The organism is Stenotrophomonas sp. CFBP8994, assembly GCF_034044835.1.
GTDB classification, from domain to species: Bacteria; Pseudomonadota; Gammaproteobacteria; order Xanthomonadales; family Xanthomonadaceae; genus Stenotrophomonas; species Stenotrophomonas rhizophila_A.
Genome location: NZ_JAXCWT010000003.1, coordinates 754232 through 779565 on the forward strand (window position 1 = coordinate 754232; position 25334 = coordinate 779565).

Consider the following 25334-nt stretch of genomic DNA (forward strand, 5'->3'; position numbering starts at 1 on the left):
CGGAGACCCCCGATGACCCGTACCGCTCTGATTACCGGCGCCACTTCCGGCTTTGGCGCCGCCGCCGTCCATCGTTTCGCCCAGGCCGGCTGGCGCGTCATCGCCACCGGGCGCCGTGCCGAACGGCTGCAGCCGCTGGTCGATGCTTACGGACCCGAGCGCGTACATGCGGCGGTCTTCGACGTGCGCGACAACGCCGCGATGGAAGCGGCCCTGGCCGCGTTGCCGGCCGGCTTCGCCGACATCGACCTTCTGGTCAACAACGCCGGCCTGGCCCAAGGCACCGCCCCGGCCCAGAGCGCCTCGCTGGAAGACTGGCGCACCATGATCGACACCAACGTCACCGCGCTGGTCACGCTCACCCACCGCCTGCTGCCGCAGCTGGTGGCGCGCAAGGGCGCCATCATCAACATCAGCTCGGTGGCCGGCGTGTACCCCTACCCGGGCGGCAACGCCTACGGCGGCACCAAGGCCTTCGTCAGCCAGTTCTCGCTGGGCCTGCGCTCGGACCTGCACGGCACCGGCGTGCGCGTGACCACCATCGAACCGGGCATGGCCGAGACCGAATTCACCCTGGTCCGCACCCACGGCAACCAGGCCGCCTCGGACACGCTCTACACCGGCGCCAACCCGATGACCGCCGAGGACATCGCCGAGCAGATCTTCTGGGTGGCCAACCTGCCGGCGCACCTGAACATCAACCGCCTCGAACTGATGCCGGTCAGCCAGTCGTTTGCCGGATTCCAGGTAGCCCGCGACTGATCAGGCCGCCGTCCATACCGCGAGCTCATACCCATCGGGGTCGTGGAAATGGAACCGGCGCCCGCCCGGGAAGTCGAAGGCCGGCGTGGAAATGGCCGCACCGGCCTTTTCCACCCGCGCCTGCGTGGCGTCGAGGTCATCGGCATACAGGATCACCAGCGGCCCGCCAGCGCGTACCGGCCCATCGGTGGTGAAGCCACCGCGCAGGCGGCCGTCGTTGAATTCGGTGTAGCCCGGGCCGTAATCGGTGAAGGTCCAACCGAACACCTCGCCGTAGAACGCCTTGCTGCGCGCGATGTCAGCCACGTTGAATTCGATGTTGTCGATGCGGTGGTTGTTGCCTTCAGACGTGCCCATGGGCGCTTCCCGGAATGTGGAGGCGCCAGCATGCCGCATTCGGCTGCCCAAAGAAAAAGCCCCGCAGTGCGGGGCTTTTTCAAGGCTCAAGGCCAAATAGGTGAAGCTACGGGCTCGAAGGCCAATAGCGGGATCCTACCTCCATGGCATGGCCAGGTCAAACACCTCCCCACTCTGCGTTCAGGCAAGCTGCGGCGCCGCCTCCGGCGCGGGTTCCCGGGCGAGAAGCGAAAGGCCACTACAGCTCCGCAGCACGGCCCGCTGGATGTCTGCGACGATCTGGCGGGGCAGCTGAACCTTCAACGGCCCGTTGCGATCGCGAAGAGGGTAAAGGCGGTCGCGCGATACGTGGGTTACACATTCGGCAATGGCCCATCGATCACGGGGATCGTAGGCATGGGTGACCGGAACCAGCGATGCGTCCAGCAATACGTGGTACCCACGTTCCACTGCATCGGAGTTGTGTGACGACGACAACGGCACCACCAGCACACAGCCGTTGGGTAGTCGTCCATTCAATACTGCCGACAGACGCCGCTTGCGCATTTCGTTCGGTATCCGGCCATTGGCCCTCGGCTCGATCGGAGGGTTCGGGAACTGGCCAAAATCGCATTCCACGATTTCACCCACCTTTGGCTGGTACCGCAAACTCATCCCGCGCCCTCCTGGCTGAAACGTGCGATCAACTCGCGTAGTTACTGCGCCTTGATCGCCATCGCCTGCAACCCGGTACCGTCCAGCTTCTGCTTGGCTTCTGCCAGCTCGCCGGCGGTGCCGTACGGGCCCATGCGCACGCGGTATACGGTCTTGCCGTTGATCTGCGCCGATTCCACCCGCGCCGCCAGGCCGATCATGGCGAGCTTGGCCTTGGTGGCTTCGGCATCGCCCGATGCCCCGAAGGCGCCGGCCTGCAGGATGTAACGCACGTTGTTCGCCGGCTCTGCTGCCGCCGTAACCGGCGCGGCCGCAGCAGGGGTTTCCGGCTTGGGCGTGGCCGCAGCCGCAACCGGCTTCGGCTGTGCAGCGGCTGCCGCCGGGCGCTCGGCCACCGGCGCCGGCAACGGGGCCGGTGCAGTGGTGGCGGTGGCTGTGGTAGCCGTTGCAGTGGTCTGTGCCGGCGTGGCCGCGGGAACCGGGCGGCCTTCCAGCGCGGCCTGCGCGCGCTGCGCTTCGGCCTTGGCCCGGCGCTGGTCTTCGGCACGCGCGCTGGCGGCCAGCTCCGCATCGGACATTTCCACTTCCTTGCCCGGAAGCAGGGTGTAGAAGTCGTACTGCGTGGCGGCGGGCTTGGCCGGCTCGGCAGGTTTGGCGGCCGCACCCGGCTTGGGCAGTTCGGCGCCCACGTCGGTGTCCGCGTCGCTGACCGGGGCCGGCTGCGCGTTCGGGTCCGGCTGCGGGCCTACCCGCAGGAAGCCGTCGCCATCGTTCTTGAACAGGTTCGGTGCCGCCAGGAACACCACCGCGGCAATCGCCACGCCAGCCACCAGCCACACCCATCCGGGCGTGCCTTGGCTGGTGTTGCGTCGGGCCTGGGTCTTGCCGCGTCGTGCTGCCATTTACTGCTTCTCCACTGCTTACATTTTTTCCGGGGCGGAAACGCCCAGGATGTTCAGACCATTGGCCAGCACCTGGCGAGCGGCACACGCCAGCGTCAGCTTGGCATTGCGCTCGGCCTCGTCAGCCACCAGCACCTGCGTGCCGTGATACCACGTGTGGAAGGCGTGCGCCAATTCACGCAGGTACTGCGCGATCAGGTGCGGTTCCAGCGCGATGCCGGCCGCTTCCACCACTTCCGGGAAGCGCGACATTTCCACCATCAGCCACAGCGAAGGCTCGTCGTGCAGCGTCGACAGCCCGGCAAGACCCTCGGCCGGGGTGTACGACAGCCCCTTCTCCTGTGCCTGGCGCAGCAGGCTGCACACGCGGGCGTGCGCATACTGCACGTAGAACACCGGGTTGTCATTGCTTTGCTGGCGGGCCAGGTCGATATCGAAGGTCAGCTGCGAATCGGGCTTGCGCGCAATCAGGAACCAGCGGGTGGCATCGCGGCCGGCTTCCTCGATCAGGTCGCGAAGAGTCAGGTAGCTGCCGGCCCGCTTGGACAGCTTCACTTCCTCGCCGCCGCGCATCACCGTCACCATCTGGTGCAGCACGTACTCCGGCCAGCCCTTGGGAATGCCCACGTCCAGCGCCTGCAGGCCGGCGCGCACGCGCGCCAGCGAACCGTGGTGGTCCGCGCCCAGCTCGGTGATGGCGCGCTCATAGCCGCGCTGCCACTTGCTCAGGTGGTAGGCCACGTCCGGCAGGAAGTAGGTGTAGGTGCCGTCGGACTTGCGCATCACGCGGTCCTTGTCGTCACCGAAATCGGTGGAGCGCAGCCACAGCGCGCCGCCTTCCTCGTAGGTATGGCCAGCGGCCGTGAGCTGGGCCACGGTCTCTTCGACCTTGCCGTCCTTGTACAGCGAGCTCTCCAGGAAGTAGATGTCGAAATCCACTCCGAAGGCGGCCAGGTCCTGGTTCTGCTCGTTGCGCAGGTAAGCCACGGCAAAGCGGCGGATCGCGTCCAGGTTGTCCGGGTCGCGCTCGCCCACCACCGCATGGCCTTCCAGCTCCACGGTGGCGCCGGCCAGGTAGGCCTTGGCCACGTCTTCGATGTAATCGCCGCGGTAGCCGCCTTCCGGCCAGCCGGCGTCGTCGGGCTTGATGCCCTTGGCGCGTGCCTGGGTGGACAGGGCCAGGTTCTCGATCTGCACGCCGGCGTCGTTGTAGTAGAACTCGCGCTTGGCGTTCCAGCCGTTCACATCCAGCAGGCGGGCCAGGCAGTCGCCGATGGCCGCCGCGCGGCCATGGCCCACGTGCAACGGACCGGTCGGGTTGGCCGACACGTATTCCACACCCACCGTGCGGCCGTTGCCGCTCAGGTTGTGGCCGTAATCAGCCCCTTCCTTGAGCACGCCGGCCGCTTCGCGCTGGTAGGCGCTGGGGGCGAGGTGGAAATTGATGAAGCCCGGGCCGGCGATCTCAACGCGCAGCACATCGTCGCTCTTGGGCAGCGCATCGAGCAGGGCCTGGGCCAGGGCGCGCGGGTTGCTGCGCGCCGGCTTGGCCAGCAGCATGGCGGCATTGGTGGCGAAATCACCGTGTTCACGAGTCTTCGGGCGTTCCACCACGAATTCCGGGGTCAGGGTGTCGGCCGGCAGAGTGCCGTTGGCGCGCAAGGCTTCGATGCCTTGGCTGATCAGGGCGCGGAGGAGATTTTTCACAGGGCCTGCTTTGAGACTGGAGCGGCGGAATCGGTAATTTTAGCCCAGAAGCCGCCCCGATCCATTGAACCGGGGCACAGCGGGGGCGGGAAGGCGGGCGTGGGGTGGGGCGGGAGGCCTTAAGGACAGGGGGACTGGGCTGACCCGCCCGTTCAGCTTCGGAAAGAGAGGTCTCGTCGGAGCCAGCCAAGGGATGCCAGAGAAACCGGGGCGCCATCCCCCACCACGATGTGGTCGACCAATCGCACGCCGACCAAGGGCAGTGCCTCCACCAGCTGCCGGGTGATCTGGCGGTCTGCCTCTGAGGGAGTGGAATTTCCCGAGGGGTGGTTGTGCCCAACGATCACGGCTGCCGCGTTGTGGAGCAAGGCGCGGCGCGCGACCTCGCGGGGGTACACCACGGCAGAGTCGATGGTCCCGGTGAAAAGCTCCTCGAAGGCGATGGCCCGATTTCGAGTGTCCACGAACAGTGCGGCAAAGATCTCCTGCTTTCGTCCGCGCAAGCGCTGCTTGAAGTAGCGCATGGAGGTCGTTGCATCGAGCATGCTCTCTCCGCGTTCCAAGTCAGCAAGCAGATAGCGGTCGGTCAGTTCAAGTGCGGCGACCAATTCGCAGGCCCGGGCAAGTCCAAGTCCGGGCAGTTTCTTCAGCTGCCGCACGTCCATGTCCAATAGACGGCGGAGGGGACCGTGCGCCTGCACCAGGAGCTGCGCTTGCTCCAGTGCATTCAGTCCGTTGCAGCCGGTTCCAAGGAAGAGCGCCAATAGCTCTGCATCGGTGAGGGCCCCCGGTCCGCGCCCCATAAGCTTCTCGCGAGGACGATCTTCTTTCGGCCAGTGCTTGATGGTCATGCCGATCAGTGTTAACCACTTCGCGACTTTGGGCGATAGGGAAGTGCCCAATAAGAATGTCAGGGACTATGAGAAGACTTACCTAGGCTGACTGGCCCCTAGGTCGTGGTCTGGACGAGCACGCTCTTGTCGATCTCTAAGTTCGCGGAAGCACGGGCTATCTGCTGGAAGGTCGAGGTCCATCCCCGCTCTGGAAAATGGGCCTGATGTGCCTGGATTCAGAGTTGCGAGGTTAGTTTTGAACCCGTTCTCATGGCCACTCTCTGTGCAAGTATTTCCTGCAGTCGCAAGGATTGCCCAGCACTCTGTGAGTCGATCAGCGACACCAGTGGGCTCAGCGCAGGCGTATGCTTGGCTATAAGCAATAAGATCGGAGTCTGCGGGTGCGAGCTGCCATCGGGCTGCGCGCTTAAATTCTGGCACGTTTCAGACGGCGAAGGCAGTTCGCCCGGGGATCAACCGGGCTGAGTAAGGCGGTACATGCGAGTGCCGGAATCTGGTTGAAGAACGCCTTCCTGCATCGACTGCGCAAGAAATCTCGCCACTTCCTGCTCGGTAAGCGACAAGGCCCGCGATGCGGGCCTTGTGCGTTATGGGTGGAAATCAACCATCTCCGTCCCCTTTGATTCGCATTCAAAACTGTCAACCACTTTCGCACCCTTGACGTTGATGGCGATGTTTCCAACATGGCCATCAACTGACTCCGTGTGATATGCGAGATCACAGACATCGCCGACCCCAGGCACGCGTTTGCCCTCTTCAAAATACGGATAGAAAAAATCAAGCTCAGAACTATCTGCCTTAACCTTGAACCCCACATAGGTGCGCAGGTAGCCGCTAACGGGCGGGATAGCTGATCGCTCCACGATAGTGGCCTGAATGAGCTTTCGCGTTTGTTGCTTTGGTTTCGGTGAAGCGCACGCAGATCCGATACCAAGCAACAAGACCAATAAAAAAAATCTCGTGGCCATCAAGGAGTCCCGTTCTGATCCAGCAGGAAGTTGTAAGACTTAATGGTAGCTCCGCTGGCATCTTGGTACTGAACACCAAATTTGGAGCTGTCGGAACCAGCATCGCGGTGCGCGCAGTCAGCGACATTGGAGAGCGGTCGCGCGGCCAATCGGGGAGAACCGTGGTTGAGCCGGACAACCGACGATCAGCCTAGAGACCTTCCCCAGTCACGAGGCGAATCTTCTCGCCATCGGGAAGGTTGCTGATCTGTCTGGCAAGATTTCCACGCACCCTCATGGCCCGCTCCGAGTCCATGGGCGACAAATTGGAAACGGAGAACGGCCCGCCAAGCACGAACGGAACCTTGGGCACCAGACGCATCTTCGCAGGCAGGGGGCCGTGGAGCAGTTGCCATTCCCTTGCAACCGGATGGCCAGTCAGAAACGCGAAGTCACCAAGCACGGCAGCCGCCCATTCCTCAAGCGATTCGCCAAGCAAGGTCAGCTCTCCGGTCTCCGGATCAAATTGCCAAACTTTGCCATCCTTTAAGCAGAATTGACCGCCAAAGACATCCTCTGCGAAGAACAGGCAACTGCTGGCGAGTTCGCCGTACTCCACACGCCAGCCGGAGTCACTATTCCAAGCATCAAGTCCCACGCTCGAAGCAGAGTCGTTGACTGGGAAGAAATGCAGTGCGGATTCGAACGCGTAAAAGCCGTTCTTCTCGCCCAGAATGTCCGCCAACTCCTTGGGTACGCCGCCAAGCCGCGCGCAGGCTTCCCGCATCATCTCCGTACCGCCAGGCGACAGGGCTGGCGAGCTGAGTTCCAGCAGCTTCGTCGTGGCTGGGCCATTACTCATTCATCATCCCCTCAACAACAATGGCGATTTCGAGCTGACGGAGGCTGCCGCGAGTCATGCCCCAGTCCAGCGGGCCAGCGGCCATTCCGCGATGCACCGCCCGGAGAGTTCCCTACAGTGCCGTGTGCTACACCACTGGCCCCCGAAGAGGTTCAAGATAGTCGAACAGGGATGCCTCGAACAACGTCTCCAACGCGTCCAGGCCATTCTCCTTCTTGAAATCAACCTCGGATCTGGTGACTGGAAGAAGCCAGTAGCAGCTGATTCTGGCCCCGTTGCCAAGATCAGCAATCTCAGTGGTGGGCCCGTCGATATAGGGAAGTGACACGAGGCCGTGATCACACGGCGATTCACCGATCCACGGCTTGCCAAAGTCGACCGTGTCGCCTAGTCGCATGCCTCCGATTTCACGGTGATAGCTGGCAACTGCCGCCAACAACTCAGGGACTTCAGCACTGGCACTCAAACTCAACATATGAAGCTCGATTGGGTTACGCATCCCTTCGGACATGCCTACCGTTGCGTAGGTCCACATGTCACGACCGGAACCCGGCGGCAGGCTGAGGATTTCGAATAGCGGTGAAAGCCTGGAGTGTGGGCTGGTCGGGAATTCAGTGTCCCGCATCGTTCCCCTCCATGCCTCTGCGTAGTGGTGACGAAGCACTTCGACGTATCTGGATGCTGGCAACATCAAGACTCTCCCTCGGTGGCTGGAAGCGCCGTCAACCCGAGCATCGGAAGGGAGATCATCGAAGGCATCAAGATGGCATGGAGGCGGCTACGAGCCCTATAGGTCGCTGACAGATTGACACACATCGCGGTCGTTTGGCGTATCACGGGAGAATGATCAGAATGTGCCGTGTGTTCGGTGTTTCCACGCGTCGCCAAATCCCGGTACGCTACTTGAAAGCGCTTGTAGCACAGCGCTCCTGCTCAATCCTGCTTCGAACGCGAGTCCGACGAGGAACTCGCCCATGTAGGAGCTGAGGCCGTCTGGGGCCGTCAGCGCACTCCAGACAATGCGATCCACCGTGTCCAGCCGACCTTGGCTGTCCAGCTTGGAGGAGTAGGCTTTGAGCCAACTGTCACGGGCTTCGGAACGCTGAAACGTCCAGAACTCGCGAGCGGCTTTAACAGCCGACCTCTGATCGTGGTCAAGGCGGGGGCTGAGGAGGTCGCAGAAGGCAAGTGCGAGCATCGCTCTCTCACAAACATCGTTCTCGAGACAGGCGGCTTCGAGGACTTGGCCCAGCACCGCTTGCAGATCGGCTTGCGACTCCAGATCGTTCGTCATGGGCCGCCTCTAGAGAGTATGAGCTGAAGAGAACACGATTGTGTTGTGGTGGGTATCAAACAGAAGTCTGCGCCCGTCCTCCTGAAAGGCCATGTACTCGAAGTAGTGCAGGCTCTGGATGAGCTCAACAAGGATGAGCTTGTCGGCGAGCCGCAACACCGGCCATGGTCCTTGCTCATCATCCGTTATGGCAACGAACAATGAATTCCCGTCCATCTCCCCTATCTTCTGGGAGAGGATATTCTCCCATGCAGCTACGTCATCTCCATAGTGGATGGTCTCTGCGCTTCGAAGCGCCGTCCACCAATGAACTGACTCACTATTCTCTGTGTGAACCTTTCCTGCAGCCGCAAGGATTTCCTCGGCTGCCTGTGAGTCGATCAGCGACACCAGGGGGCTTAACGCAGCCATCTGTTTGGCGATACGCAACAAGTCGGAGTCTTCAGATGCACGCTTCGACGTCTGGTAGCTGGCAAGGAGGCCGTCTGCCAAGTCAACTATCATTCTGTCGTGTGTGGTGTCACTGGAAAAGTCGGCCAGTACTCTGAACTCTGAATCATTCTTGATTGATCCACGCCTCAATACTGCACAGACCTTCCTCATATTCCTGTCGACAAACAAGTTGAAATCGAAGCCATGCCGTTCGATCAGCACTTTACTGGCATCCACCCGCTCCTCGTCAGGGAGGTGGCTGAGTCCCTCTGCCAGGCTGTCGGCAATTGAGTACAGAGCGGGCGATCCAGCGAGCTTTACGACTGCGGTCCGTTGCATGCCAACAATCTTATCTGGCACACCGGTACTGGCCAGGATCGAAATGGCATCTTGGCACCACGACGCTAAGACATTGTAGTCGATACTGGAACTCATCCCGCCATGATCCCGAGTTGATGCCCCTGCAAGGTGCAAGGGAGCCGAAGGCTGCGTTCGAGGCCTCATGATATACGGGCCCGGCGCATTGAATGCTGATGCGGGCGCGAAGGGGGGCATAAGGAGGGGCGAGGCGTCACTGCTTTTGCACAAAGCCGCCTGTCATGCGCGGTGGCGAGGCACCGAGCTCAGCATCGAACTTGGCCCTGATGAGGCGAAGTGACTCCTCAGGATCCACGCCATATCCATCCTCCAGAGCGGCAGCAATGTGACGTGCAACGTCTGCCAAGATGGTGCCCCAGGCGTTTTCTTCCAATGATGTCTTCCCTTCCTTGTACATCCCAACTTTCAAGGAACAGTGAAGCCCTTTTGCGGCGATCCAGACTCTCAGCATCTCGACTGAATGCTCATCCGCCAGAGCGGCCTCCGGAATAGGGCGTTCGTTCATTTGTTTGGAGTCTCATTCTCTGGGGGGACGAGCGTTGCGATCTTGCGACGTTGCGACGTGCGAAACCATCTAGTTGGGTCAAACACCAATTTTCAAGTGCCGGGCGCCTAACTGCCCAACGGCTTCCACCACCGCTTCGATGCTGGGCTGTTGCTCGGGAGACATCGGCATGACGATCTCCTCTCGGCAGACAAGGTCATCTCCATCAAGCTGCGCATAGCTGATTCGCAGGCTCCCCCAGGTCACGATGTCCGGCCGCACCGTCACCACGCCGCTGCGGCTGATCCAGTCCTTGGTCTTCGACAGGTGCAGCGTGCGTAGCGCGTCGGTGTAATCGGCGTACAGCAGATTTACCGGAATGGCCGGGTGGCTGCCGCTGGCCAGGTGTTCGAACAATGCTTTGTTATATGCGCAGAACCACGCAGGGCGCTGCCATGCATCAGGGTGGTTCATCTTCTGGCGCGCGCGGTCCCATGAAGCGGCCTGCGCGGCACCCACCGGCTTCGCCTGTGTCCTGGGCGGCTTGCTCGTGCGGCCGCTGGTGGCCAGTGCTGCCACCTGCGCCTCCAACTCCGTACCTTTGAACCGGCGCACATCCGCCTTCAGAAGTTTGCCGTGTCCCGAAAGGGCTTCTGCCACCACCGCAGCCACGTCAACATTGCCGGCGTTCAACGCCAGCGTAAGCGGCGTGCGGCCGCGCTCGTTGGCAGCGGCGGGATCCAGGCCCCATTCGATCAACAGCCGGGCAACGGCCACCGGGTCGCCCATCCGGTGCCATGTGGTGGAGATGCCACCGCGGCTGGCTTTCAGTCCGTCCACATCGCCCGCCGCATACATCAGCGCGTTGGAACCGGCGGGATTGACAACGTGTACGTTGGCGCCGCGCTCGGCGAGGAACCGCAGCAGCGGCACACTACCCAGGTACGCGCCGATCAACAGCGGTGTGTACATCTGCCGGTGGTCCATGGCTTCAATGCTGGCGCCGGCCTGCAGCAGCGCGTCGATGGCCTCGAAGATGTAGCCCATCTCCGCCGGGTCTGCATCCGCATCAAACGCCGAGTTCCACACTTCGCCGCGCATGTCGCGCAGGCCAAGCACGGTGCAGATCGGCGAATCTTTGGTCAGGCGCGGGTTCGCGCCGGCCGCGAGCAGCCGGCGCAGTTTCTCTACCGCCCAGGGGGCCGGGCTGAAGATGAAGTCCCGGCAGGTGGTCGAGAGGGGTGTGGCGCCACGTCCGGCTGCCTTGTTGGGATCCGCACCCTTGGCCAGCAGCAGGGAGATCAGCGTCAGGTGCGCCTCGATGCGCCCGACAATCGTGGCCTCGTCCGGACCGTCATGGTGAAGCAGGCTGCTGTTGCACACCCAATACAGGGCGCGCTCGTTATGGCCCAACCGGATGCGGTCGGGATGCACGCCGGCAAGAACGCGTCGTTCGATCTCCGCGAACGCGTCCTCGCAGCTAAGGGGGGTTTCCAATACAACTGGGGAAGACGAGGTGGCCACAGGCAGTTCACGATCCTTGATCTACTGCATTCAATGCTAACAACCGCAACGCGCGATGCACTGGACAAGTTGTCAACTTGCCTGGACGGCTATGCCAGTGTGGCGCGATAGATTCCGAACACGGTCAGCGCAATCAGAGCCCATGTGATCAGACCGGCAGCAGCACAGGCATTCTCCGAACGCTCCTTATTCGGCGCCAGCACACTGAGGACCATATAGCCGGTGCCCAATATGATGGTATGGAACAGCAGGTCAACGAACATCCAGGCAATGAATCTCCCAATGCCGCCGAGCAGGCTTCCTGCAATTTCTTCAACAGGCATCGTGATTTTCCCTTGTCACGCTTCAGAGCTGACCTGCCGGAGTAATTCCCCGTCCGCCGGTAGGTCGTCAGGGCAGGATGTTCGCATACCGCAAGGGCAGGCAGCCCCACGAGAGGCACCCGCCAGGCCTTCATGACCAAAAACCCACTCCTTATGCCCCTGGCGCATCAGCCCCGCACACCCCATCGGGTAAGCTAATCGCCTCGGTTCGACAGGAAATTCGCAGGTGGCTGACTCCCCCCAGGCTTCCCCGGCGCAGGCGCGCCCGCTGGCAGGCCAGAAGCTGTTGTTGTGCGTGGGTGGCGGCATCGCGGCCTACAAGTCGCTGGAACTGGTGCGCCGCCTGCGCGACGCCGGGGCCCAGGTGCAGGTCGCCATGACCGCCGGGGCCCAGCAGTTCGTTACCCCGCTGAGCTTCCAGGCCCTGTCCGGCCAGCCCACCCGCACCACCCTGTGGGACAGCGCGGCCGAACAGGCCATGGGCCATATCGAGCTGGCCCGCTGGGCCGACCGCGTCATCGTCGCCCCGGCCACGGCCGATCTGCTGGCCCGGCTGGCCAACGGCCATGCCGATGACCTGGTCACCACCCTGTGCCTGGCCACCACCGCGCCGCTCACCGTGTGCCCGGCGATGAACCACCGCATGTGGCTCCACCCGGCCACCCAGGCCAACATCAGCCTGCTGCGCGAACGCGGTGCGCAGGTGGTCGGCCCGGAAGACGGCCCGCTGGCCGAGGGCGAATCCGGTCCCGGCCGGTTGACCGAACCTCATGCCATCGTGGCCGCGCTGGCCGCCCTGCAGGGACCCGCCGATGCGCCCGAATCCCCCCAGGAACTGAAAGGCCTGCGCGTGGTGATCAGCGCCGGCCCCACCTATGAAGATCTGGACCCGGTGCGCTACGTGGGCAACCGCAGCAGCGGCAAGATGGGCTACGCGCTGGCCGCCGCTGCCGTGCGCCAGGGCGCGCAGGTGGTGCTGGTCAGTGGCCCGGTGCACCTGGCCACCCCGGCCGGGGTGCAGCGGGTGGACGTGCGCTCGGCGGCGCAGATGCGCAGCGCCGTGCTGGATGCGCTGCCGGCCGACATCTATATAGGCGCCGCCGCCGTCTCCGATTACACCCCCCGCCAGGTGGCCCCGCAGAAGCTGAAGAAGACCGCCGGCACCCAGACCCTCACGCTGGAGCTGGTGCGCACCCAGGACATCCTGGCCGAGGTGGCCCAGCAGACCAACGCGCTCAAGCTGGTGGTCGGCTTTGCCGCCGAAACCCACGATGTGGAGAAGTACGCGCGCGGCAAGCTGGTCGACAAGCGGCTGGATCTGGTGATCGCCAATCAGGTGGGCATCACAAACGGCGGCTTCGAAAGCGATGAGAATGCAGCCACCGCCTATTGGCAGGGCGGGGAGCAGGTGTTCCCCGGTACCACCAAGGCGCTGCTTGCCGAACAACTGTTGTCCCTGATTGCCCAGAGGTTGCACGCATGACCCAAGCCCCGTCCCTGCACGCGTTGCAGGTGAAGCTGCTCGATCCCCGCTTCGGTGATACCTGGCCGCTGCCGGCCTACGCCACCGAAGCCAGCGCCGGCATGGACCTGCGCGCCGCGCTGGAAACCGAGCTCACCCTGCAGCCGGGGGATACGGCGCTGATTCCCAGCGGTATCGCCATCCACATCGAAGATCCGAACCTGTGCGCGGTAGTGCTGCCGCGCTCCGGGCTGGGCCATCGCCACGGCATCGTGCTGGGCAACGGCACCGGCCTGATCGACGCCGATTACCAAGGCCCGCTGCTGATCAGCGCCTGGAACCGCGGCCGCGAGGCCTTCACGCTGCAACCCGGTGACCGTATTGCACAGTTGGTTGTGCTGCCGATTGCACGCGTCGGCCTGCAGGTAGTGGATACTTTCACCGACAGCGCCAGGGGAACGGGTGGATTCGGCCATACCGGGGTGCGCTGACAGGGGGAACATCAATGAGCAAGGCAACGGCGGAAGGACAGCCGCGATTGACAAGCAAGCGTAACGGGCTGTTGCTGGTGGGGTTGCTGACCCTGCTGGCGCTGTGGTTTGCCTGGAGCGGGGTGCGGCAATGGCGGCAGGCCTCGGTAGGGCAGGCGCTGGAACAGTCCCGCGACCAGATCGTGCAGGGCGTGGACGCCGCACTCAAAGGGCAGAGCAGCCAGCTGGGCACCCTGGTGAAAAGCGAACGGGTCAGTACCGCGCTGGCCGCCGGCGATGCCGATGCGACCGCACTGGCCGTGCGTGAAGGCTGGCCGGGCACCGAAGAGGTGCAGGTGCTCACCGCCGACCTGGACCAGGCCTATGCCGATCCGAAGGCCTTCGGGTACGCCCGCCTGGGCCTGCTGGAATCGGCCATTGCCGGCGACACCGTGGTGGCGCGCGTGGTGCGCGACGCCGGTGGCCAGCGCCTGGGCCTTGCCGTGCCGGTGCAGCTGGGCACCACGGGGCCGGCCGTGATCTACGTACGCCAGCCGTTGCTGCGCCTGACCGGCACCTTCGACCAGGTGCGCGTGCCGTCCGCAGGCTACCTGGCGCTGCGCCAAGGCACCCACAACATCATTGAGCAGGGCGACACCGCCCTGTCGCAGGGCGCCGAAGGCCTGGCCCGTCCGATCGGCAAGACCGGCCTGCGCCTGGCCGCCGCCGTGCCTGACATCGAACCGGGTCCGCTGGGCCTGGGCGCGATTCCGTCCATCATCGTCGCGCTGCTGCTGCTGGCCATCGCCGGCATGCTGCAGTTCGGCAAGGGCCGCGTGCCCCTGCCGCGCCGCCGTGCCGCCGCCAGCGAAGCCGACCACGGTCCGACCCTGCGCGAAAGCCTGGTACAGGAACCGCTGCTGGAGCCGGCCCCGGCCGCCGGTTCGGGCGTGGCACCGCCGCCGCTGCCCACCGGCCCGGGCCATGAGGTGCCGGAGGGCATCTTCCGCGCCTACGACATCCGCGGCGTGATCGGTCGCGAGCTCACCCCGCAGGTGGCGGTGCTGATCGGCCAGGCCATCGGCTCGGTGCTGCAGGTGCAGGGGCTGCGCGACATCGTGGTGGGCCGCGATGGCCGCCTGTCCGGCCCGGAACTGAGCGCCAGCCTGATCGAAGGCCTGCGCCGCGCCGGCTGCGATGTCACCGACATCGGCCTGGCGCCCACCCCGGTGGTGTACTTCGCCAGCTACCACCTGCGCGCCGGCAGCTGCGTTGCCGTCACCGGCAGCCACAACCCGCCTGACTACAACGGCTTCAAGATCGTGGTCGGCGGCGAGACCCTCTCCGGCGATGCCATCACCGAGCTGTACCAGCGCATCCGCGATGGCCAGCTGCACGTGGTCGCCGAACCGGGCAGCCTGCAGCAGCGCGACGTCAACGCCGATTACATCCAGCGCATTGCCGATGACGTGCAGCTGGACCGCCCGATCAAGGTGGTGGCCGATGCCGGCAACGGCGTGGCCGGCGAACTGGCCCAGCCGCTGCTGGAAGCCATTGGTGCCGAAGTCATTCCGCTGTACTGCGATGTGGATGGCACCTTCCCCAACCACCACCCCGACCCGAGCGACCCGGACAACCTGGAAGACCTCATCCAGACCGTGAAGCGCTTCGATGCGGATATCGGCCTGGCCTTCGATGGCGATGGCGACCGTTTGGGCGTGGTTACCCGCGAAGGCAAGATCATCTACGCCGACCGCCTGCTGATGCTGTTCGCGGCCGATGTGCTGCAGCGCAATCCCGGCGCGCTGGTGATCTACGACGTGAAGTGCAGCGGCAAGCTGTCCGATTACGTGCTGCGCAACGGCGGCAGCCCGATGATGTGGAAGACCGGGCATTCGCTGATCAAGGCCAAGATGCGCGAAACCGATGCCGAGCTGGCCGGTGAGATGAGCGGTCACTTCTTCTTCAAGGAGCGCTGGTTCGGCTTCGATGATGGGTTGTATGCCGCCTCGCGCCTGCTGGAAATCCTGGCCCAGCGCGAAGAAACCCCGTCCGAAGTGCTCGACGAGCTGCCCGACAGCGTGTCCACCCCGGAGCTGAAGGTGCCGGTGGAATCGGGTACTCCGCACGCGCTGGTGTCGATGTTCGTGTCGGCCGCGCAGGTGCAGGATTCGCCGTTCGCCGGCGCGCGCCTGTCCACCATCGATGGCCTGCGGGCGGACTTCCCGGACGGCTGGGGCCTGCTGCGCGCCTCCAACACCACCCCGGTGCTGGTGCTGCGTTTCGAAGGCAACGACGAGGCCGCGCTGGAGCGCATCAAGACCCTGTTCCGCGAGCAGCTGCAGCCGCTGCTGCCGGGCGTCGAACTGGGGTTCTGAAAGGAGTACCGACCAACGGTCGGTACCTACCGGGTGATGCCCGACCTGTGGTCGGCCATCACCCTTTGAACCGCAAACCCACGCCGGGCTCGGTGAACAGGTAGCGCGAGTCCAGCGCCGAATCACCCAGCTTGTGGCGCAGCTTGCCCACCAGGATGCGCAGATAGTGCGTGTCGTGCTGGTGGGTCGGCCCCCAGATCTCGGCCAGGATCTGCGGCTGGGTCACTACCCGGCCGGCGTTGCGCAGCAGCAGCGAAAGCAACGCGTACTCCTTGCGGGTCAACGCCACGGGTGCGTCGTCCAGGTGCACTTCGCGGCGCACCAGGTCGATATGCAGGTGGCCGTCATCGAAATGCGGCAACACTCCATCGGCCGATACCGTGCGCGTGCGCAGCAGCGCACGCACCCGCGCCATCAGCTCCTGGGTGCCGAACGGCTTGGTCACGTAGTCGTTGGCGCCGTTGTCCAGTGCCAGCACCTTCTCGGTTTCGCTGGCGCGCACCGTCAGCATGATCACCGGCACCTGGCTCCACTGGCGCAGCTCGGCCAGCACCTGGTGGCCTTCCATGTCCGGCAGGCCGATATCCAGGATCACCAGGTCGGCGCCTTCGCCCACCAGCAGTTCCAGTCCCGCCTGCCCGGTCGCGGCCTGCAGCACCCGGTAACCCTGCGCGCGCAGGCTGATGTCGAGGAAGCGGCGGATCTGCGCTTCATCGTCGATCACCAGCACGCGCGCCGGTGGCACGCCATGGGAAGGGTCAGGAATCGTCGGGGTCATCGGCAGGGTGGGGTTGCAGCAGGGGGAGCGTGATGCGGATCAGGGTACCGCGTCCGTCGCGGCCCGGCAGCGCCTGCACGCTGCCGCCGTGCGCGCCGACCATGCCCTGGGTGATGGTCAGGCCCAGCCCGGTGCCATGCCGGCCGCGGTCGCCGCGCTCCACGCTGTAGAACATGTCGAAGATGCGCGCGCGTTCGTCGTCGGGAATGCCGGGGCCGGCGTCGAGCACATCGATGCGCAGCTCGCCGTCCACCAGCCGCGCCTGTACTTCCACCGCCGCGCCGGGCGGGGAGAACTTCGCTGCGTTCTCCATCACGTTGAACACCGCCTGTTCCACCAGCGCCGGGTGCACCCAGATCGGCCCCAGCGTGCTGGGAATATCCAGCTGCAGGCGTACGTCGGGCTGGTAGCGCTGCAGGCGGCGCGCGGCCGAGCCGACCAGCTCGTCCACGCCTATCCAGTCGCGGTTGATCTTCAGCCCTTCGTGGCCCAGCCGGGTCATGTCCAGAAGGTTCTGGATGTAGCGGTCCAGCCGCTCACCTTCCACCAGGATGGTATCCAGCAGTGCGCGGCGGTCGCTGGCATCCATCGCCTCGGCATAATTGGACAGGCTGTCGGCCGAGCCGATCATTGCCGCCAGCGGCGAGCGCAGGTCGTGCGAGACCGACGACAGCAGTGCCGACCGCAGACGCTCGGTTTCGTTGCTCACGTGCGCCTGTTCCAGGTCCGCCACCAGCCGCGTGCGCAGCGCGGCCTGCGCGACGTCATCCACCATCGCCTCGGCCAGCTGGCGCTGTTCCGGGGTCAAGCGCGGCGCACTGCGCGGGAAGCGCATGCCGGCCACGCCGATGGCGCGCTCGTCGCCATCCAGCAGGGGCAGGAACCACCACTCCGCGCCGGCCAGCGTGTCGGTGAAGCGGCCGCTGGGCTGGCCGTGGCGGTGCGCCCAGTCGGCCGCGGCCAGATCGGTGTCGCCCGGCGCAGCACTGCCGCTGGTGCTGGTGTCGGCACCGATGCGCAACCAGGCGGGCGCATCCAGTGCCTGCTCCAGCGCCTCGCGCCCGGCCTGCGCCACCGCTTCGTTGTTGGGGGCACGGGTCAGCTGGCCCCCCAGCACCTGGCGCGCGTTCGCATGCCGGTTGGCCGCGCGCAGCGCCACCACCTGCATGCGCAGGCGCGAGGCCAGCCGCCCGGCCACCAGTGCCGCCACCAGGAACAGGAACACCGTGATCACGCCCTGGCGCGCGCTGATCGCAAAGGTGAAGCGCGGGGCGATGAAGAAGAAGTTGTAGGCCAGGAAACACAGTGCCGCGGCCATCACCGCCGCACTGGTGCGGCTGCGCGCGGCCACCACCACCACCGCCACGATGAACACCATCGACAGGTCGTACAGCCCCACCCAGCGTTCGGCCACCAGCGCCACCAGGCAGGCCAGCGCGGTGGCCACCAGCGCCAGCACGGTGTCGCGGCCGGTGCTCAGCGTGGGCATCGACAACCCATGGCGGCGCGCACGCGCGCGTGCCTGCGGGGTGCCGATGATGGTGATTTCAAAGTGCGCGCCGCGCTGGATCAACTGCTGGGTCAGCGTGCGGTTGAGCATGCGTGCGAACGGCCGTTCGCGGGTGCGGCCCAGCACCAGGGTGGACACGCTGTTGTGCGCGGCGTGGTCGAGCAGCGCATCGGCAATGCTGGGCCCATGCAGCAGCTCGGCCTCGCCGCCCAGCCGCCGCGCCAGTGCGAAGGCCGCGTCGATCTCGCGGCGGGTGCTGTCGTCTTCGCGGCGGCGCTGCACGGTCACCACTGTCCAGGGCGCATCGCGGCGCTCGGCAATGCGCCGGCCCACGCGCACCAGGTACTCGCTCTGGCCGCCGCCATCGATCGCCACCAGCACCCGCCGGCGCAGCGGCAGGTTGCCTTCCCCGCGCGCGGCGCGGGTCTCACGCAGGCTGTTGTCGACCCGGTCGGCCGCCTCCTGCATCGCCAGCTCGCGCAGCGCGGTCAGGTTGGCGGGCGAGAAGAACGCCTGCAGCGCCTGCGCGGCTTGTTCGGGCACGTACACCTTGCCCTGCTGCAGGCGCTCGATCAGCTCGCGCGGCGGCAGGTCCACCAGCACGATATCGTGCAGGCGGTCCAGCACCGCATCGGGCACGGTCTCGCTGACCCGCACCCCGGTGATGCGCATCACCACATCGTTGAGGCTTTCCAGGTGCTGGATGTTGAGCGTGGTCCAGACGTCGATTCCGGCGTCCAGCAGCTCCATCACATCCTGCCAGCGCCGCTCGTGGCGGCTGCCCGGCACGTTGCGGTGGGCCAGCTCATCCACCAGCACCAGCGCCGGGCGCCGCGCCAGCACCGCATCCAGGTCCATTTCCTGCAGCGCATGCTGCTGGTACTCGCGCTGCAGCAGCGGCACCTGCGGCAGGCCCTCCAGCAGCGCCGAGGTCTCGGCGCGGCCGTGGGTTTCCACCAGCCCAACCACCACGTCCACGCCGCGGCGCAGCTGCTCGTGCGCACGGCCGAGCATGCTGTAGGTCTTGCCCACGCCGGGGGCGGCGCCCAGGAACACGGTGAGCTTGCCGCCGGCCTCGCGCTGCAGGCTCTCCACCAGTGCGTCGGCCTGTCGGGTGCGGGAGTCGGTCATGGGGGCAGAGTGTGCGCCGTTCGGTGGCAAGGCGACATCATCGCGTAGTCGTCTCCGTCGCACCGGGTGCCGCCTGGGTGTTCTTCAACCCGTCCAAGGCAAGGTTCAACGTCATCACGTTCACCCGGGGCTGCCCGAACACGCCCCATTGCGGGCCCTGCGTATGCGCCTTCACCAGCGCCTGCATCTGTTCCACGCTGAGGCCGCGGTTGCCCGCCACGCGCTTGACCTGCACCGCAGCCGCAGCCGGCGACAGCTCGGGGTCCATGCCCGCGCCGGACTGGGTCACAAGATCACCGGGCACCTCATCCACGGCAATGCCTTCGCGCGCTGCCACGGCCCGGGTCGCCTCGGCGACGCGTTCCTGCAGGGCAGGGTTGCTGCGCGCCAGGTTGCTGCCGGCGGCGGCCATCGGGTCGTAGTTGGCCGCCGACGGGCGCGCCTGGAAGTAGCCGTCGCCCACGAACGGCTGGGCCACCAGGCGCGAGCCGCGCACCTGGTGGTTGTCCAGCAGCAGGCTGCCTTCGGCCTGCACGGGGAACAACGCGGCACTGAGGCCGGTGGTGGCCACGGCATACGCCAGGCCGAGCAGCAGCAGGCTGGCCACGCCCAGGCCGATGGCCGGGCGCAGCGCACCGGTGTGCTGCAATGACACCGGAGTGGCGGCGCGCGCACGCGCCGGGCGGGAAAGCGAAGCAGCAGCGGAGCGGTTCATGCGCCAAATACCGAGAAGAGGAGGAGGTCGATCAGCTTGATGGCCGCGAACGGCAGCAGCACGCCGCCCAGCCCGTACACCAGCATGTTCCGGCGCAGCAGCGCGGTGGCCGTGGCCGGGCGGAAGCGCACGCCACGCAGGGCGAGCGGAATCAGGGCCGGAATCACCAGGGCGTTGAAGATCAGCGCCGCCAGCACCGCGTTGCGCGGGCTGGACAGGTGCATCACGTTCAACGTGGCCATGGCCGGCAGGGTGGCGGCGAACAGCGCCGGCAGGATCGCGAAGTACTTGGAGACGTCGTTGGCCAGCGAGAACGTGGTCAGCGCACCGCGCGTGATCAGCTGCTGCTTGCCCACTTCCACCACCGCCAGCAGCTTGGTCGGGTCCGAATCCAGGTCCACCATGTTGCCGGCTTCCTTGGCCGCCTGCGTGCCCGAGTTCATCGCCAGGCCGATGTCGGCCTGGGCCAGTGCGGGGGCGTCGTTGGTGCCGTCGCCCACCATCGCCACCAGCCGGCCACCGGCCTGTTCGGCGCGGATGCGGGCCAGCTTGTCTTCCGGGCGCGCTTCGGCGATGTAATCGTCCACGCCGGCTTCGGCCGCAATCGCCGCGGCGGTAAGCGGGTTGTCGCCGGTGATCATCACCGTGCGGATGCCCATCGCGCGCAGCTGCGCGAACTTCTCGCGCATGCCGTGCTTGACCACGTCACTCAGCTCGATCACGCCCAGCACGTGGCGGCCTTCGCACACCACCAGCGGCGTGGCGCCGTTGCGTGCCACCTGTTCCACCCGCCCGGCCAGCTCGGCCGGCACGGTGCCGCCCAGCTCGCGGACATATGCAGTGATCGCATCAGCCGCGCCCTTGCGGATGCGCCGGCCGCCGTCCAGGTCCACGCCGGACATGCGGGTCTGTGCGCTGAAAGCGAAGTACTCCGCCTTGTCAGGCTCGCTCGTGGTGCACCCTTGTTCGCGTGCCAGCCGCACCACCGACTTGCCTTCCGGGGTCGGGTCGGCCAGCGAAGACAGCAGCGCCGCTTCGCGCAGCTGCGAGGCTTCAATGCCCGCCAAGGCATGGAAGTGGGTCGCCTGGCGGTCGCCGTGGGTGATGGTGCCGGTCTTGTCCAGCAGCAGCACGTCCACGTCGCCGGCCACTTCCACCGCCTTGCCCGATTTGGCCAGGATGTTGGCCGCCAGCGCACGGTTCATGCCGGCGATCCCGATGGCCGGCAGCAGCCCGCCGATGGTGGTCGGAATCAGGCACACCAGCAGCGCGATCAGCAGCAGCGGGTCGACCTTGACCCCAACGAACGCGCCGATGGCGGGCAGGGTTGCCACCACCACCAGGAAGGTCAGCGTCATCGCGGCCAGCAGCAGGGTCAGCGCCACTTCGTTCGGCGTCTTCTGCCGGTTGGCGCCTTCCACCAGCGCGATCATCCGGTCCAGGAAGCTGTGGCCCGGCTCGGCGGTGATCTTCACGATGATCTGGTCCGACAGCACCTTGGTGCCGCCGATTACGCCACTGCGGTCGGTACCGGCCTCGCGCAGCACCGGTGCCGATTCACCGGTCACCGCCGCTTCGTTGATGGTCGCAAGGCCCTGCACGATCTCGCCATCGGCCGGCACCAGCTCGCCGGCACTGACGATCACGTGGTCGCCCGGGCGCAGCTCGGCGGCCGGCACCTGGGTTTCGCTGGCCCCGGCGTGGGCGGCGGCCAGCCGCCGCGCGCTGAGGTCCTGGCGGGCACGCCGCAGCGAGGCGGCCTGGCCGCGGCCGCGCGCTTCGGCCACCGCTTCGGCGAAGTTGCCGAACAGCACGGTCAACAGCAGGATCGCGGTCACCACCAGGCCGAAGCCCAGCGGCGCGTTGCCGGTCAGCGTGACCAGCAGGCTCACCAGCGTGCCCACCATCACCACCGCCATCACCGGGCTGTGCACCAGGTGGCGCGGCGACAGTTTGATCACCGCATCGCGCAAAGCCCGGCGCAGGCCGGCTGCGTCGAGCAGGCTCGGGCGGCGGGAAGGAGCTGCATTCAAGGGATAGGTACTCATGGTTTCACGTCTCAGCGCAGCGTCAGCGACAGGTGGTCGGCAACCGGGCCCAGCACCAGCGCCGGCATGAACTGCAATACGGTCAGGATGACGATCAGCGCGATCAGGGTCAGCGCGAAGGTCGGGGTTTCAATCTGCAGCGTGCCGGCCGATTCCGGCGCACGCCGCTTGGCGGCCAGCTGGGCGCAGACGATCAGCGGAATCACCAGCACCGGGTAGCGGCCCAGCAGCAGCACCAGGGTGCAGCTCAGGTTCCACCACGGGGTGGCATCGCCCAGCCCTTCGAAACCCGAGCCGTTGTTGGCGAACGCCGATACGTACTCGTAGAACACCTGGCTCACCCCATGGAACGCGGGGTTGGAGGTGCCGGTGATCGACGGAATGGCCAGGGTGATCGCGGTGAACGCCAGGATGGTGATCGGCTGCAGCAGCACCAGCAGCGCCAGCAGCTTCACCTGCGGGGTTTCCAGTTTGCGGCCCAGCAGCTCGGGCGTGCGCCCGGTCATCAGCCCGGCCAGGAACACGCCCAGCAGCAGGTACACGATGAACTGCTGCAGGCCGCAGCCGATGCCGCCCCAGATCGCGTTGATCAACATGTTGACCATCGGCACCGCGCCGGCCAGCGGGCTCAGCGAGTCATGCATGCCGTTGACCGAGCCGTTGGACACCTGGGTGGTGATCGCCGCCCACAACCCGGTGCCGTCCGCACCCAAGCGTACTTCCTTGCCTTCCATCAGCAGCGGGCTGGCGGCGGTGGCCGAATGGCCCTCCAGCCACACCGTGGCGGCGATCGACACGCTCGACATCGCCAGCATGCAGCCGAACACCAGCGCCGCCAGGCGCTTGCGACCGGTGAACGCACCCAGCATGAACACCACCGCGATCGGGATCAGCAGGATGCCGATCAGCTCCAGCGCGTTGGACAGCGGGGTCGGGTTCTCCAGCGGCATGCTGCTGTTGGGGCCGTACCAGCCACCGCCATTGGTGCCCAGCTGCTTGGCCGCCACCATCGCCGCGACCGGGCCCAGTGGCAGTTTCTGGGTTTCCATGCCCGCGGTTGCATCGATTGGCGTGGCGCTCGGGCCACCGGCCAGTGTCGAGGGCACGCCCTGGCTGGTCAGCAGCACCGCCCACAGCAGGCACAGCGGCAGCATGAAGCGCACGCACGAACGCACCACGTCGGCGTAGTAGTTGCCCACGTCGATCCGGCGGTCTGCCGGCAGGGTGTCCGCACTCGCATCGGCTGCCGGTGCGGCGCCGAACAGCGCACGCAGCGTGGCCACCACCAGTGCCAGCCCCATCATCGGGGTGACCACCTGCAGGCCGGTGATCGCGGTCATCTGCGAGAAGTACGACAGCTGCGCCTGGCCGGAATAGTGCTGCTGGTTGGTGTTGGTGAGGAATGACACCATCGTGTGCAGCGCCGTGTCCCAGCGCATGTTGGGAATCTGGTCGGGGTTGAACGGCAGCCAGGCCTGGGTCATGAAGACCGCCTGCACCAGCACGGCAATGACCAGGTTGCTGAGCAGGAACGCGCCCACATAGCCACGCCAGGACATCCCGCGCGCCGGGTTCACCCCCAGCACGCGGTACAGCGGCTTTTCAATCCAGCCGAACAGCGCGTCGCCGCGCATCGGCCCACCGCGCATCACCCGGGCCAGATACAGCCCAAGCGGAAAGGCCAGCACGATGCTGGCCAGCACAATCAACAGAATCTCGGTCATGGTCGGCTCCGATCAGAACTTTTCGGGCGCAAGCACGACGTACAGCAGGTAGGCGGCGGCAACGAGCACCAGCACGCCGCTCACGAAGGAAAGCCAGGCAGGCACGGGGCGTTCTCAGTAGTAGGGAAGGGAGGCCGCCATCGTGTTCCCCAACGGCGTAAACGCTCCACGCCTGCCCCGTGCCCAACCCGTAAAAAGTGCATAAAAAAAGGCGGATGCCCGCGCATCCGCCCTTTCGCTGCTATCAACTCACCCGCGCGGGTCGGTAGAAACGCCCTTCAACAACCGGTACCGCTGCAGGGTTTCCTCGATCTCCACATCCAGCGCCTTGCGCTGCTCCACGTAGGAGTCCTGCATGCGCTTCTGCGCCACCAGTTCGGCGTGGCGCAGGCGGATGTCCTCGGCCTGCTTGGGGGCCACCGGCTGGCCGGCCAGTTCGCGGTCGCCCGCGCTGCCGAGCAGGGTCACCAGCGCGCTGCGCAGGCTGGCCACGTTGTAGTTGGCCGTCTGCACGTTGTTGTCCAGGATCCCGGTGCGCTCCACGAACACCCGGCGCAGGTCGGCCTCGTCCTGGTAGGTGGACAGCATGGCCTGCTCGGTACGCTGGCGGGTATCTTCAGCGGCCTGGTCGAGCTGGCGCTGCGCGGCGGCCACGGCGGCATCGGCGCGCTCCTGCTCGGTCAGGGTGCGGTCCACCCCGCCCTTGCGCAGGCCGCTGTTGACGCTGAACTCCTCACGGGCGCTGTTCACTGCGTCCTGGGGCAGGGCATCGCTGCAGATCCGCTCCTTGCCCTCGTTCCAGCAGAACAGCTTCTTCGGTTTGGCCGGCGTGTTGCTGTGTTTGCTTTGGGCCTGGGCCGTGAGCACAGGCGCGGCCAGCAACAGGCCAATGATGGTGAACGTGGCAATCCTGGACATGGGAGCCCCCTGCTCTCAACGCGTAGGACGGCTGCCGTAACGGGACCGATAGTCCTCCAGCGGCTGCCGGTACCCCACAAGTTCCGGATTTCCGGAGGCAAAATCAAGCAGGTCGGCCAGCGTGGCCACGGCCACCACCGGAATGCCGGCCTCTTCGGCCACGGCCTGGGCAGCCGAACGGCGGTCGTCTTCCGACGCGATCTCCTGGCGGTCCAGCGCCACCACGATGCCGGCCGGGGTACCGCCAGCCTGCTTGATGATGCCCAGCGCCTCGCGGATGGCGGTGCCGGCGGTGATCACATCGTCCACGATCAGCACGCGCTTGCCGTTCATGTCCGCGCCGATCAGGTTGCCGCCTTCACCGTGGGTCTTGGCTTCCTTGCGGTTGAAGCTCAACGGCAGGTCGCGGCCGCGCTGGGCGAATTCACAGGCGGTGGCGGTGGCCAGCGGAATGCCTTTGTAGGCTGGGCCGAACACCACGTCGAACTTCAGCCCGGTGGCTTCCACCGCGTCGGCGTAGCAAGCGGCCAGCTGGACCATGCTGGCGCCCGAATCGAAGCGGCCGGCATTGAAGAAGTAGGGGCTCAGGCGGCCCGACTTGAGGGTGAACTGGCCAAAACGCAGCGCATCGGCGGTCAAGGCCAGCTGCAGGAAACGGTGACGGTGGTCGCTCATCTAACGCTCTATTCAATTCTCTTGGAGCGCAGATCGTAAAGCATG

At 65.8% G+C, this 25334-nt stretch carries 25 protein-coding genes; 4 read left to right on the plus strand and 21 right to left on the minus strand.

Features of this window, described 5'->3' with window-relative positions; all coding sequences use genetic code 11:
• The first annotated feature begins 12 nt into the window (after positions 1-12).
• Positions 13-762, plus strand: a complete 750-nt coding sequence (locus SOM39_RS11860; RefSeq protein WP_093534970.1) for an SDR family NAD(P)-dependent oxidoreductase — start codon at positions 13-15, stop codon at positions 760-762.
• Here SOM39_RS11860 and SOM39_RS11865 read toward each other — a convergent pair whose 3' ends face one another.
• From SOM39_RS11865 to SOM39_RS11925, 13 genes are all read right to left on the minus strand, one after another.
• On the minus strand, positions 763-1119 hold the full coding sequence (locus SOM39_RS11865) for a VOC family protein (protein WP_093534968.1): 357 nt from the start codon (positions 1117-1119) through the stop codon (positions 763-765).
• A 180-nt stretch (positions 1120-1299) separates the two neighbouring features.
• The gene (locus SOM39_RS11870; protein WP_095362608.1) at positions 1300-1773 is read right to left on the minus strand and encodes a type II toxin-antitoxin system PemK/MazF family toxin; all 474 of its coding nucleotides are present in this window, start codon (positions 1771-1773) and stop codon (positions 1300-1302) included.
• 41 nt (positions 1774-1814) lie between these two features.
• Positions 1815-2675, minus strand: coding sequence for an SPOR domain-containing protein (locus tag SOM39_RS11875; RefSeq protein ID WP_320458454.1), 861 nt, complete (start codon positions 2673-2675; stop codon positions 1815-1817).
• An 18-nt stretch (positions 2676-2693) separates the two neighbouring features.
• The gene (gene argS, locus SOM39_RS11880) at positions 2694-4382 is read right to left on the minus strand and encodes an arginine--tRNA ligase (protein WP_320458455.1); all 1689 of its coding nucleotides are present in this window, start codon (positions 4380-4382) and stop codon (positions 2694-2696) included.
• Between the two features lie 152 nt (positions 4383-4534).
• Positions 4535-5233 carry a RadC family protein gene (gene radC / locus SOM39_RS11885; protein ID WP_320458456.1) on the minus strand — a complete coding sequence of 233 codons (699 nt, stop codon included), beginning with the start codon at positions 5231-5233 and terminating at the stop codon, positions 4535-4537.
• Between the two features lie 590 nt (positions 5234-5823).
• Complete coding sequence (locus SOM39_RS11890; protein WP_320458457.1) at positions 5824-6204, minus strand: hypothetical protein; 381 nt, start codon at positions 6202-6204, stop codon at positions 5824-5826.
• A 190-nt stretch (positions 6205-6394) separates the two neighbouring features.
• Positions 6395-7045 (minus strand): SMI1/KNR4 family protein, encoded by a 651-nt coding sequence (locus SOM39_RS11895; RefSeq protein ID WP_320458458.1) that lies wholly within the window; start codon positions 7043-7045, stop codon positions 6395-6397.
• A gap of 127 nt (positions 7046-7172) precedes the next feature.
• Positions 7173-7670 carry a suppressor of fused domain protein gene (locus tag SOM39_RS11900; RefSeq protein WP_320458459.1) on the minus strand — a complete coding sequence of 166 codons (498 nt, stop codon included), beginning with the start codon at positions 7668-7670 and terminating at the stop codon, positions 7173-7175.
• Between the two features lie 222 nt (positions 7671-7892).
• Positions 7893-8339: a hypothetical protein gene (locus SOM39_RS11905; RefSeq protein ID WP_320458460.1), complete on the minus strand. Its 447-nt coding sequence runs from the start codon at positions 8337-8339 to the stop codon at positions 7893-7895.
• A gap of 9 nt (positions 8340-8348) precedes the next feature.
• Positions 8349-9206 (minus strand): hypothetical protein, encoded by an 858-nt coding sequence (locus SOM39_RS11910; RefSeq protein ID WP_320458461.1) that lies wholly within the window; start codon positions 9204-9206, stop codon positions 8349-8351.
• Between the two features lie 136 nt (positions 9207-9342).
• On the minus strand, positions 9343-9654 hold the full coding sequence (locus SOM39_RS11915) for a DUF5076 domain-containing protein (protein ID WP_068848692.1): 312 nt from the start codon (positions 9652-9654) through the stop codon (positions 9343-9345).
• A gap of 78 nt (positions 9655-9732) precedes the next feature.
• Positions 9733-11130 carry a hypothetical protein gene (locus SOM39_RS11920; RefSeq protein WP_320458462.1) on the minus strand — a complete coding sequence of 466 codons (1398 nt, stop codon included), beginning with the start codon at positions 11128-11130 and terminating at the stop codon, positions 9733-9735.
• A 116-nt stretch (positions 11131-11246) separates the two neighbouring features.
• Positions 11247-11480, minus strand: a complete 234-nt coding sequence (locus SOM39_RS11925; protein WP_320458463.1) for a hypothetical protein — start codon at positions 11478-11480, stop codon at positions 11247-11249.
• 226 nt (positions 11481-11706) lie between these two features.
• Between SOM39_RS11925 and coaBC the strand changes: the two genes are divergently transcribed.
• From coaBC to SOM39_RS11940, 3 genes are read left to right on the plus strand one after another with little or no spacing between them, the layout of a single operon-like run.
• Complete coding sequence (gene coaBC / locus SOM39_RS11930) at positions 11707-12963, plus strand: bifunctional phosphopantothenoylcysteine decarboxylase/phosphopantothenate--cysteine ligase CoaBC (RefSeq protein WP_095362615.1); 1257 nt, start codon at positions 11707-11709, stop codon at positions 12961-12963.
• Positions 12960-13433, plus strand: coding sequence for a dUTP diphosphatase (dut, locus tag SOM39_RS11935; RefSeq protein ID WP_093532951.1), 474 nt, complete (start codon positions 12960-12962; stop codon positions 13431-13433). The genes coaBC and dut overlap by 4 nt, the downstream gene beginning before the upstream one ends.
• Positions 13434-13447: 14 nt before the next feature.
• A complete protein-coding gene (locus SOM39_RS11940; protein WP_320458464.1) occupies positions 13448-15790 on the plus strand; it encodes a phosphomannomutase/phosphoglucomutase in 2343 nt (780 codons plus the stop codon).
• 58 nt (positions 15791-15848) lie between these two features.
• Here SOM39_RS11940 and SOM39_RS11945 read toward each other — a convergent pair whose 3' ends face one another.
• From SOM39_RS11945 to pyrE, 8 genes are all read right to left on the minus strand, one after another.
• Positions 15849-16568: a response regulator transcription factor gene (locus SOM39_RS11945; protein WP_320458465.1), complete on the minus strand. Its 720-nt coding sequence runs from the start codon at positions 16566-16568 to the stop codon at positions 15849-15851.
• Entirely contained in the window at positions 16549-19209 is a 2661-nt protein-coding gene (locus SOM39_RS11950; protein WP_320458466.1) for a sensor histidine kinase KdpD, read from the minus strand. The genes SOM39_RS11945 and SOM39_RS11950 overlap by 20 nt, the downstream gene beginning before the upstream one ends.
• Before the next feature lie 37 nt (positions 19210-19246).
• Positions 19247-19924 carry a potassium-transporting ATPase subunit KdpC gene (kdpC, locus tag SOM39_RS11955; protein ID WP_320458467.1) on the minus strand — a complete coding sequence of 226 codons (678 nt, stop codon included), beginning with the start codon at positions 19922-19924 and terminating at the stop codon, positions 19247-19249.
• Positions 19921-21972, minus strand: a complete 2052-nt coding sequence (gene kdpB, locus SOM39_RS11960; RefSeq protein ID WP_320458468.1) for a potassium-transporting ATPase subunit KdpB — start codon at positions 21970-21972, stop codon at positions 19921-19923. The genes kdpC and kdpB overlap by 4 nt, the downstream gene beginning before the upstream one ends.
• 11 nt (positions 21973-21983) lie before the next feature.
• Positions 21984-23696, minus strand: a complete 1713-nt coding sequence (kdpA, locus tag SOM39_RS11965) for a potassium-transporting ATPase subunit KdpA (RefSeq protein ID WP_320458469.1) — start codon at positions 23694-23696, stop codon at positions 21984-21986.
• Positions 23697-23708: 12 nt separating this feature from the next.
• Entirely contained in the window at positions 23709-23801 is a 93-nt protein-coding gene (locus SOM39_RS11970) for a potassium-transporting ATPase subunit F (protein WP_068848713.1), read from the minus strand.
• Between the two features lie 144 nt (positions 23802-23945).
• Entirely contained in the window at positions 23946-24614 is a 669-nt protein-coding gene (locus tag SOM39_RS11975) for a hypothetical protein (protein WP_068848715.1), read from the minus strand.
• A 15-nt stretch (positions 24615-24629) separates the two neighbouring features.
• On the minus strand, positions 24630-25289 hold the full coding sequence (pyrE, locus tag SOM39_RS11980; RefSeq protein ID WP_068848718.1) for an orotate phosphoribosyltransferase: 660 nt from the start codon (positions 25287-25289) through the stop codon (positions 24630-24632).
• Between the last annotated feature and the right edge of the window lie 45 nt (positions 25290-25334).